The organism is Staphylococcus sp. HMSC035D11 (assembly GCF_001836075.1).
Taxonomy (GTDB): Bacteria; Bacillota; Bacilli; order Staphylococcales; family Staphylococcaceae; genus Staphylococcus; species Staphylococcus hominis.
In genome coordinates this window covers 1-10376 of sequence record NZ_KV827238.1, presented here as the reverse complement: position 1 = coordinate 10376, position 10376 = coordinate 1, and the positions used below count along the sequence as shown (strand labels likewise).

The window sequence follows — 10376 nt, the reverse complement described above, 5'->3', positions numbered from 1 at the left end:
AGGGTCAGAGGTTCGAATCCTCTATGGCTCACTTTAAGCACTCCATTAAGGAGTGCTTTTTTATTACCCATTTTTAGTAGTGATTTTCATGAAAAAATTTATAAGTATGACTTTCATAGTATGACAGTTACACCTTTCATTGGTATAATTATAAGTATGAAAGTTATAGACGGAGGAGAGATTATGGATTTTTCCAACTTTTTTAATAATCTTAGTACTTTGAAGATTATTACAAGTATATTAGATATACTTATTGTCTGGTATGTCCTTTATCTTCTCATTACTGTATTTAAAGGAACTAAAGCAATTCAATTGCTTAAAGGTATATTATTTATAGTTATTGGACAACAAGTAAGTAAACTTCTCAATTTAACTGCTACCTCAAAGTTATTTGATATTGTGATTCAATGGGGCGTTTTAGCTTTAATTGTGATATTCCAACCAGAAATTAGACGAGCACTTGAGCAATTAGGGCGAGGGAGCCTATTTAAACGCTATACTAATACTTACAGTCATGATGAAGAAAAATTAATCCAATCTGTATCAAAGGCTGTTCAGTATATGGCTAAAAGACGAATTGGAGCATTAATTGTTTTTGAAAAGGAAACTGGATTGCAAGACTATATTGAAACTGGTATATCAATGAATTCTGCAATATCTCAAGAATTATTGATAAATGTTTTTATACCTAATACACCATTACATGATGGGGCTATGATTATTCAAAACACTAAAATTGCTAGTGCTGCATGTTATTTACCACTTTCAGATAGTAATAAAATTTCTAAAAGTTTAGGTACAAGACATAGGGCAGCCGTAGGAATTTCTGAAGTTTCGGACTCATTTACTGTGGTAGTATCTGAAGAAACCGGTTCAATATCAGTTACTTTCGATGGTAAATTAAGACGTGATGTTTCTGATGAAGTATTCGAAGAGTTATTAGCTGAACATTGGTTTGGAACTCGCGCTCAAAAGAAGGGTGTGAAATAGCATGTTAGAAAGTAAGTGGGGATTAAGATTTTTTGCCTTAATATTAGCGATCTTTTTTTATCTTTCTGTTAATAATGTGTTTGGCAATATTTTTAACAATGATAATCTAGCTCAGAATTCTTCTAAAACAATTGAAGATGTACCTGTAGAAATTCTTTATAATACCAAAAATTTACATGTTACTAAATCACCAGATACTGTTGATGTTACTATTTCAGGACCACAATCAAAGTTATTGAAAATAGAAAGTTCAGACGATATCAAGGTCACAGTTAATTTATCTAATGCTAAATCTGGAAATTATAAAGAAGATTATATTGTTAAAGGATTAAGTAACGATATTAGTTATAATGTTAAACCTAAACACGCTTATATCACCTTGGAGGATAAAGATACTAAAACAATGCATGTTCAGCCTGATATTTCACAAAACAATGTAGATTCAAATTATAAAGTAAGTGAAACTTCTTTGAATAAAGACACTGTTCAAGTTACTGGTGGTAAAAAGCAATTAGACAAAATTGCATATTTAAAAGCGACATTTAAAAATGCGACTAATATCAGTGAGAATACTACTGATGTAGCTGAAATTACTGCATTTGACAAGCAATTGAATAAATTAAACGTTCAAATCAAGCCTAATAATATTAAAATGTCAGTGAAACTTGAACCTTACAGTAAAAAAGTAAAAATTAAAACCGTTAAAAAGGGTTCATTACCTGATGATGAAAGTTTAGATAGCATTAAACTAAATGAGAATGAAGTAGAAATTTATGGTAATAAAGATGATTTGAAGGATATTAATGACATAGAAGCCGATGTCAATTTAGATGATATCACTGAATCGACTGATAAAACACTTCAACTCAAGATACCTAAACAGGTTAAGAAATCTGAATTTAATGAAGTCACAGCACATGTCAATTTAAAATAGTAAACTAGATAATAAAGGAGTAATGAAAATGGGAAAATATTTTGGAACAGATGGTGTAAGGGGAGTAGCTAATAAAGAATTAACACCTGAATTAGCGTTTAAACTAGGTCGCTATGGTGGTTATGTATTAGCACATAATGAAGGAGAGAAACATCCTAGAGTTTTAGTTGGTAGAGATACTCGTGTGTCTGGTGAAATGTTAGAATCAGCTTTAATCGCTGGATTAGCATCAATAGGTGCAGAAGTAATGAGATTAGGAGTTATTTCTACTCCAGGTGTTGCATATTTAACACGTGAAATGGGAGCACAATTAGGAGTAATGATTTCTGCATCTCATAATCCTGTAGCTGATAATGGTATTAAGTTCTTTGGTGCTGATGGTTTTAAACTTTCAGATAAGCAGGAAGAAGAAATTGAACAATTATTAGATCAAGAACAACCTGACTTACCACGTCCAGCAGGCAAAGACATTATGCATTTTTCAGATTATTATGAAGGTGCACAAAAATACTTAAGTTATCTTAAATCTACAATTGATATAAATTTAGATGGACTTAAAATTACTTTAGATGGGGCGAATGGATCAACTTCTTCACTTGCGCCTTTCTTATTTGGTGATTTAGAGGCAACGACAGTTACAATTGGTTGTAATCCAGATGGATACAATATTAATGATGAATGTGGGTCTACTCATCCTGAACATTTAGCTGAAAAAGTTGTAGAAACTGAAAGTGATTTTGGTTTAGCTTTTGATGGAGATGGAGATCGTTTAATTGCTGTTGATGAAAAGGGTAACATCATTGATGGTGACCAAATTATGTTTATTATTGGTCAAGAAATGCATAAAAATCATGAATTAAATAATAATATGATTGTATCTACTGTAATGAGTAACTTAGGATTTTATAAAGCTCTTGAAACAGAAGACATTCAATCAAATAAAACAAAAGTTGGAGATAGATATGTCGTTGAAGAAATGAGACGAGGCCATTATAATTTAGGCGGAGAACAATCTGGACATATAGTAATGATGGACTATAACACGACTGGTGATGGACTACTAACTGGAGTACAACTTGCTGCTATTATTAAATCAAGTGGTAAAACTTTAAGTGAGTTAGCAGCACAAATGAAAAAGTATCCACAATCATTAATTAATGTAAAAGTAACAGATAAACATCATGTATCTGAAAATGAAGACGTTAAAGCTGTTATGAATGAAGTTGAGAATGAAATGAATGGTGAAGGAAGAATATTAGTTAGACCTTCAGGAACTGAACCATTAGTAAGAGTAATGGTTGAGGCAGCAACAAATGAAGATGCTGAACGTTATGCTCAAACAATTGCTGATAAAGTAAAAGAAAAAATGGGATTAAATTAATAGTACCATTTAAAAACAAGAATACACTCTCTTTAAAGTTAAAGCCGTAGAACTGAAAACTTTAAAGAGAGTATTTTTTTAGCAAAAAATATAAATTAAATATCAAATTATAACTATAAGTTTATGAATTAAATATAATAATATTTGCAAATGATTAATAAAAAAGGGTAAAATAAATAGTATTGGAAGAAAGGAGGATAGATGTAATAAAAGTAAAACAAAGCGCCTGGACAAGTAATTAGAATGTTAATCATTTAGTATTAATTAGGAGAATACTCATAGACATACTAATTATATTGTAGACGAGGAGAATAGTTATCGATATAATCGGCGGATGCTATTCCGGATGAGGCACATTCGTTAGCTTATTATTTAAAACATATAGGTAACTAGATGTACAAATATAATAAGAACGCCAAATAGAAAACATAGAAATATGATGTTTAGAATCCAATACAATAAAACGAGCAATGTCTAATTAAAAAATTTTATATAACAGATAAAATTATCATATGACTATGTAATGGAGGAAAAAGAAATATGTGCGGAATTGTTGGATATATTGGCTTTGATAATGCCAAAGAATTATTACTATCTGGTTTAGAAAAATTAGAGTATAGAGGATATGATTCAGCAGGAATTGCTGTTGTCAATGATGAAGGGACTACTGTATTTAAGGAAAAAGGTCGTATTGCAGAATTAAGAAAAGTAGCAGATAGCAATGACATTGATGGTCACATTGGTATTGGTCATACTCGATGGGCTACTCATGGGGTACCTAGTCATATTAATTCACATCCTCATCAATCAAATAATGGACGTTTCACTTTAGTGCATAATGGTGTAATTGAAAATTATGAAGAACTAAAAAGCGAATACTTATCAGATGTAACGTTTAAATCAGAAACTGATACAGAAGTTATCGTTCAATTAGTAGAATATTTTTCAAATAAAGGGTTAGAAACTGAAGAAGCATTCACTAAAGCAGTATCTTTATTAGATGGATCGTATGCTTTAGGTATGTTAGATTCTGAGGATGAAGACACTATTTATGTAGCTAAAAATAAATCACCTTTACTTGTTGGTATTGGTGACGACTTTAATGTTATTGCTTCAGATGCATTAGCAATGATTAAAGTTACAAATCAATATAAAGAAATTCACGATCATGAAATTGTTATTGTTAAAAAAGAAAGTGTAACAATTAAAGATAAAGATGGAAATATTCAAGATCGCCCAACGTATACTGCTCAAATAGATGCATCAGATGCTGAAAAAGGTATTTATGATCACTATATGTTAAAAGAAATTAATGAACAGCCAGCAGTAATGCGTCGTATTATTCAAGAATACGAAGATGAAAATGGAGATTTAAATATTGATTCTGAAATTATTAAAGATGTATCGAATGCAGATCGCATTTATATTATTGCTGCAGGAACAAGTTATCATGCTGGTTTAGTTGGTAAAGAATACCTTGAAAAACTATCTGGAGTGCCAACTGAAGTTCATGTGGCATCAGAATTTGTTTATAACATGCCATTATTATCTGAAAAACCTTTATTTATTTATATCTCTCAATCAGGAGAAACAGCTGATAGCCGTGCAGTATTGGTTGAAACAAATAAATTAGGCCATAAGTCTTTAACAATTACAAATGTAGCAGGTTCAACGTTATCTCGTGAAGCTGATCATACGTTATTATTACACGCAGGACCTGAAATTGCTGTTGCATCAACTAAAGCTTATACAGCTCAAATTGCTGTATTATCAATTCTTTCTCAAGTTGTAGCTAAAGCACATGGACGCAATAACGGTATTGACTTATTAAGAGAATTAGCAAAAGTAACAACTGCAATTGAAACGATTGTAGATGATGCACCAGTAATGGAAAAAATTACTAAAGAATTCTTAGAAACGACTAGAAATGCTTTCTTTATTGGTCGTGCGATGGATTACAATGTAAGTTTAGAAGGAGCATTAAAACTTAAAGAAATTTCATATATTCAAGCTGAAGGATTTGCTGGTGGAGAGTTAAAACACGGTACTATTGCTTTAATTGAAGATGATACGCCAGTCATTGCGTTAGCTACGCAAGAAAATGTGAATTTATCAATTCGTGGTAATGTTAAAGAAGTAGTAGCACGTGGCGCTAAACCTTGTATTATTTCAATGGAAGGTTTAGAAAAAGATGGAGACACATATGTGATTCCTCACGTACACGAATTATTAACGCCTTTAGTATCAGTAGTAGCGCTACAATTAATCGCATATTATGCAGCTTTACACAGAGGATTAGATGTTGACAAACCTCGTAACTTAGCTAAATCAGTTACAGTTGAATAATTCAAAAAGCTGGGACATGGATGACATGTCTCAGTTTTTTATTTGATTTGTTAAATAATCAGAATCATCATACAATTATTTTAAGTAGAGGTGATCATTTGATAAATTTAAAACATATCTATAAAAAGAAACACGGAAAAACAATCATTAATGATTTAAATTGGCATATTGAAGCGGGAGATAATTGGATTCTTTATGGGTTGAATGGTGCAGGAAAAACAACACTATTAAATATCATGAATTCTTATGAAAGTGTATCTCAGGGTGAAATAGAATTGTTTGAAATGATACCAGGTAAAAAAGGATATTCTGCAGAAAACGTTCGTCAACATATTGGATTTGTTTCGCATAGTTTATTAGAAAAATTTCAAGACGGTGAGAAAGTGATTGATGTCGTATTAAGTGGCATATTTAAATCTATCGGTCTATATAAAGAATATTCTGATGAACATACTAAAGAAGCAGAAAAATTATTAAATTTAGTAGGAATGTTATCATATAAAGATCAATATTTAGGATATCTCTCAACAGGACAAAAACAAAAAGTAATGATTGCTCGCGCGCTTATACATCAACCTGATGTACTTATTCTTGATGAACCAGCATCAGGATTAGACTTTTTGGCTAGAGAACAGTTATTATATTTATTAGAAAATTTAAATAAGACATACGCTCATTTGACGATGATTTACGTGACTCATGTCATAGAGGAAATTATTCCTTTATTTAGTAAGATATTTTTATTAAAAGAGGGTAGTTGTTTTGATAAAGGAATAACAAAAGATATTTTAACTGATTCGATGATGTCTAAATTTTTTAATAACCAAATTGAAGTTATTCAATATAGAAATCGATATCATCTTTATATAAAACATAATTGAGTTTGCACTTTGGTTAAATAAATGTCACAATTTTAAGAAAGAGTTAGATGGAGGGTATCACGATGGCATTAGAAAATATTAAAGCAATATTCTTAGATATGGATGGAACACTATTGCATGAAGATAATAAAGCGACTGTAAAAACAAAAGAAGTAATTGATCAGTTAAGAGAAAAAAATTATAAGGTATTTCTAGCAACAGGACGTTCTTATTCTGAAATTCATAGTCTAGTACCAAAAGGTTTTAAAGTAGATGGTATGATTAGTTCTAATGGAACAAGAGGCGATATTGAAGATACAATTTTATTTAAACATAGTTTGACAATAGATAGTGTAAAAAAAATCGTGCAACTAGCTCAACAACAACACATTTATTATGAAGTTTTTCCTTTTGAAGGAGATAGAATTTCATTAATTGACGATCAATCATGGATGGAAGATATGATTGATAGTGAACGTCCACAAAATGAAGTGAGTGAAAGTGAATGGAAATCACGTCGAGATGCCATGAATGGTAAAATTAATTGGAGAAAAGATATTCCAAATGACGACTATTCTAAAATTTATCTATTCAACAAAAAGTTAAATAAAATTAAAACGTTTAGAGATGAGTTAATACAAAATAAAGTGTTATTAAATATTAGCGTATCTAATTCTTCAAGATTTAATGCTGAGACGATGGCTTATCAAGTGGATAAAGGTACTGGAATTAAAGAAATGATAGATCATTTCGATATTAAACAAGAAGAAACACTTGTTATTGGTGATAGCGATAATGACAGAGCAATGTTTGAATTTGGAGGATACACTGTTTCAATGAAAAATGCACGTCCAGAAATTCAGTCTATCACTGATGATACTACACAATATACAAATGAAGAGGATGGCGCGGCTTTATATTTAGAACAACATTTTTTAAATTAAAATAAGGTAAGAAAGTAGGAGAAACCTGCTTTCTTACCTTTTGTGTTAAATAGTGATTTATTTATCGTTATTCAAATTTTTTTGATGATTTAAGTCTTCTTTAACATGATTTTTTGTCTCATTAAAAGATGAAGGGTCGCTTTTTAACGCTTCTTTTTTATGATTTTTTTCTTTTCTTTTACTTTTTTTCTTTTCTTTTACAGGTCTATTCACATTCTCACCGCGACGTAAGAAATATTGAACAATACCCATTAGAATTATAAAATATAGAATTAAACGTACAATAATAATAAGCGTTTGAGCAATAATTAAAATCACTTGTGCTACATTTTGGGACATATCTCCGGTTAATACAGTTAATATTGTACCAAGTGGTTGTGTAATGATAATAATGAGTAGGTTAATTAATAAGATAGCTAAAAAGAATTTGAACCAAGTTTTACGTCCATTTTTAATACCTTTAAAGCCGTCTTTAAAATGACCTATAGCACTTAAGTCATTCTTACGTGCAAATGATACAGTATAATTAATCATTAATATAAAGAAGAACCAATATACGATTGAAAGAATGAATCCCATAATGATAATTAAGATAATTTGTACAGTAAGTAAAATGCCAATAGCGTGATCAGATGTACTTACTGACTGTTGAATAGATGTGAATAATGGTGTTAATGCTTTATTAAATAAAAAGTTTAATCCTAATGTGATTAAATATAATACAGCAAAAACAATAATGGTAATAAAAGCTAAAAGAAGACTTTTAACATATTTTCCTTTTTTAAAAGCAAAAAATAAATCAGAAAATTGAACAGCTTCTTTTTCAATGGCTTTAGCCATAATATTAAAAGCCCCTGCAAGTAATTGATAACCTACAAGTATAAAGAATAATAATCCTAAGACTAGGACGAGTATTATCATAGATAACGACGCGCCAGCTGACTGTTGAAATTGTGCTGCTAGTTGCATCTGCATAAAGTTTTGAACGAAGAAAGTTCTAGCAATCACAAATGCCACAAATACAATAATAAAACTTACTAAACTAAATAGTATTGTTTTTATGAGTTGTGACTTAGCATTTTTAAATGCTAAACTATGAAATTTAAACAAAATAAGCACTCCTTTACGTTAATATAATACACAATATCAGAATTTGTGATTTTTTTAAATTAATATCTAACAATATTATGTTTTAAGTGTTAAAATATGCTAATGATTTAATAATGAAAGGAGACTTTATGGTGAAATTTGCAATTTTAACAGACGTTCATGGTAATTTTGATGCCTTACAAACTGTTTTAGATGATATTGATAATAGAGAAGATATCGATCAAATCTTTAACTTAGGTGATAATATTGGAATTGGTCATGAGACTAATAAAGTATTAGATACGATTTTCGATCGAGATGATATGGAAATTATATCTGGTAATCACGATGAAGCCATTATGTCAATTGTTAATGGTACACCGTATCCAGAAGATTTAAAAAATAAATTTTATGAACACCATCAATGGATTGAAAGTCGAATGGATGAAGATTACTATGGTGTATTAAATACACTACCAAGATATTTAGAAAAAACAATTTGTGGGAAAAAATGTTTATTTATACATTATGAAATTGAAAATCAAAGATTAGAAGAGGGTATTGATAAACAACCATTTGAACCTATTGTAGATAATCAAAAAGAAGAAATAGTTAAATTATTTGAAGATAAGGACGCGGATTTTATAGCTTTTGGACATAATCATCAATTACACTTGTATGATGATAATAACAAAACATATTTCAATCCTGGTTCAGTAGGACTTAATAATGGTAAATATGCCGTATATGGAATCGTCACAATTAATGAAAACGAGTTTAGCGTTGAAAGAGTAAAATTACCGTATGACAATGAAGAATTTCTTCAAGGATTTGATGAAAAACATGTACCAGGCAAACAATTTATTTTCGATCATTTTATATAAGTAAAAAAAGTCGAGCAGAAACTAATATGAATTCTGTTCGACTTTTTTACTTATATTGTAAACTACGGACATTGTTTGTGTAGTCTTAATGATGAGTGTGCTCTTTATGTAATCCAGAGCATAGTACTGAAGTATCATGATCATGTTGTGCTGTTTCTAATTGAATCGTCATATGTTGTATATTTAAGTGAAGTAATTCATGTTCTATTTTTTTAAGAAGTCCTTCACAGTCCTGAACAGACATAGTTTCAGAGACTACTGCATGACAACTTAACGCATTCATATCATTTGAAATAGTCCAAACGTGATAATCATGGACATTATAAATTTCATTATGATTTGTAATTGTACTAATGATTTTATCTAAATCGACATCACTTGGCGTACCTTCCATTAAAATATTAAGTGACGAACGTGAAATACCGATTGCACTTTTTAATATAATAATGGAAACTAGAATGCTTGCGATAGGATCAGCAATTGTAAAGTTAAATACGTATATAAGAATAGATGCTATAATGGCACCTAATGAACCAAGTAAGTCTCCTAAAACATGAATAAAAGCACCACGCATATTTAAGTTATGTGACGTATCACCGCTTTTAAACATGATTATTGCAACGATAATATTCACTATAAGTCCAATCACACTAATAATAAACATTTCAGTGGATTGCACTTTAATAGGATTGAAAAATCTTCTAATCGCTTCGATGATAATGACGCCACTAATAATTAATAAAGTTATACCATTAAATAAGGCAGCTAAGACTTCAAAACGCTTGTAACCGAATGTTTTAGTTGAAGTAGCATTTTTCTCTGCATAAATAAATGCGATTAAAGCAACTCCTAGTGAAACAGTATCGCTAAACATATGAAGTCCATCTGATAATAGCGCAAGACTATTAGCGATAAATCCTCCTAAAATTTCAACAATCATAAATAAGC

9 protein-coding genes are annotated in these 10376 nt (G+C 30.2%); 7 read left to right on the top strand and 2 right to left on the bottom strand.

Annotated features, from left to right (window positions below; translation table 11 throughout):
• The first annotated feature begins 183 nt into the window (after positions 1-183).
• The 6 genes from cdaA (at position 184) to HMPREF2647_RS05470 (ending at position 7455) form a co-directional block, all read left to right on the top strand.
• A complete protein-coding gene (cdaA, locus tag HMPREF2647_RS05495; protein WP_017176078.1) occupies positions 184-990 on the top strand; it encodes a diadenylate cyclase CdaA in 807 nt (268 codons plus the stop codon).
• A gap of 1 nt (position 991) precedes the next feature.
• Positions 992-1924 (top strand): CdaR family protein, encoded by a 933-nt coding sequence (locus HMPREF2647_RS05490; RefSeq protein WP_017176079.1) that lies wholly within the window; start codon positions 992-994, stop codon positions 1922-1924.
• A gap of 28 nt (positions 1925-1952) precedes the next feature.
• The gene (gene glmM, locus HMPREF2647_RS05485; protein ID WP_049434880.1) at positions 1953-3305 is read left to right on the top strand and encodes a phosphoglucosamine mutase; all 1353 of its coding nucleotides are present in this window, start codon (positions 1953-1955) and stop codon (positions 3303-3305) included.
• Positions 3306-3845: 540 nt separating this feature from the next.
• Positions 3846-5651, top strand: a complete 1806-nt coding sequence (glmS, locus tag HMPREF2647_RS05480) for a glutamine--fructose-6-phosphate transaminase (isomerizing) (RefSeq protein ID WP_017176081.1) — start codon at positions 3846-3848, stop codon at positions 5649-5651.
• 20 nt (positions 5652-5671) lie between these two features.
• Positions 5672-6532: an ABC transporter ATP-binding protein gene (locus tag HMPREF2647_RS05475; protein ID WP_070859703.1), complete on the top strand. Its 861-nt coding sequence runs from the start codon at positions 5672-5674 to the stop codon at positions 6530-6532.
• 62 nt (positions 6533-6594) lie between these two features.
• Entirely contained in the window at positions 6595-7455 is an 861-nt protein-coding gene (locus tag HMPREF2647_RS05470; protein ID WP_070859702.1) for a Cof-type HAD-IIB family hydrolase, read from the top strand.
• Between the two features lie 57 nt (positions 7456-7512).
• Here HMPREF2647_RS05470 and HMPREF2647_RS05465 read toward each other — a convergent pair whose 3' ends face one another.
• Positions 7513-8574, bottom strand: coding sequence for a YtxH domain-containing protein (locus tag HMPREF2647_RS05465; RefSeq protein WP_256326478.1), 1062 nt, complete (start codon positions 8572-8574; stop codon positions 7513-7515).
• Between the two features lie 119 nt (positions 8575-8693).
• Between HMPREF2647_RS05465 and HMPREF2647_RS05460 the strand changes: the two genes are divergently transcribed.
• Complete coding sequence (locus tag HMPREF2647_RS05460) at positions 8694-9428, top strand: metallophosphoesterase family protein (RefSeq protein WP_083319020.1); 735 nt, start codon at positions 8694-8696, stop codon at positions 9426-9428.
• An 85-nt stretch (positions 9429-9513) separates the two neighbouring features.
• On the opposite strand, the gene HMPREF2647_RS05455 is transcribed toward HMPREF2647_RS05460, so the two are convergent.
• A partial coding sequence (locus HMPREF2647_RS05455; RefSeq protein ID WP_070859699.1) for a cation diffusion facilitator family transporter occupies positions 9514-10376 on the bottom strand: 863 nt, incomplete at its 5' end.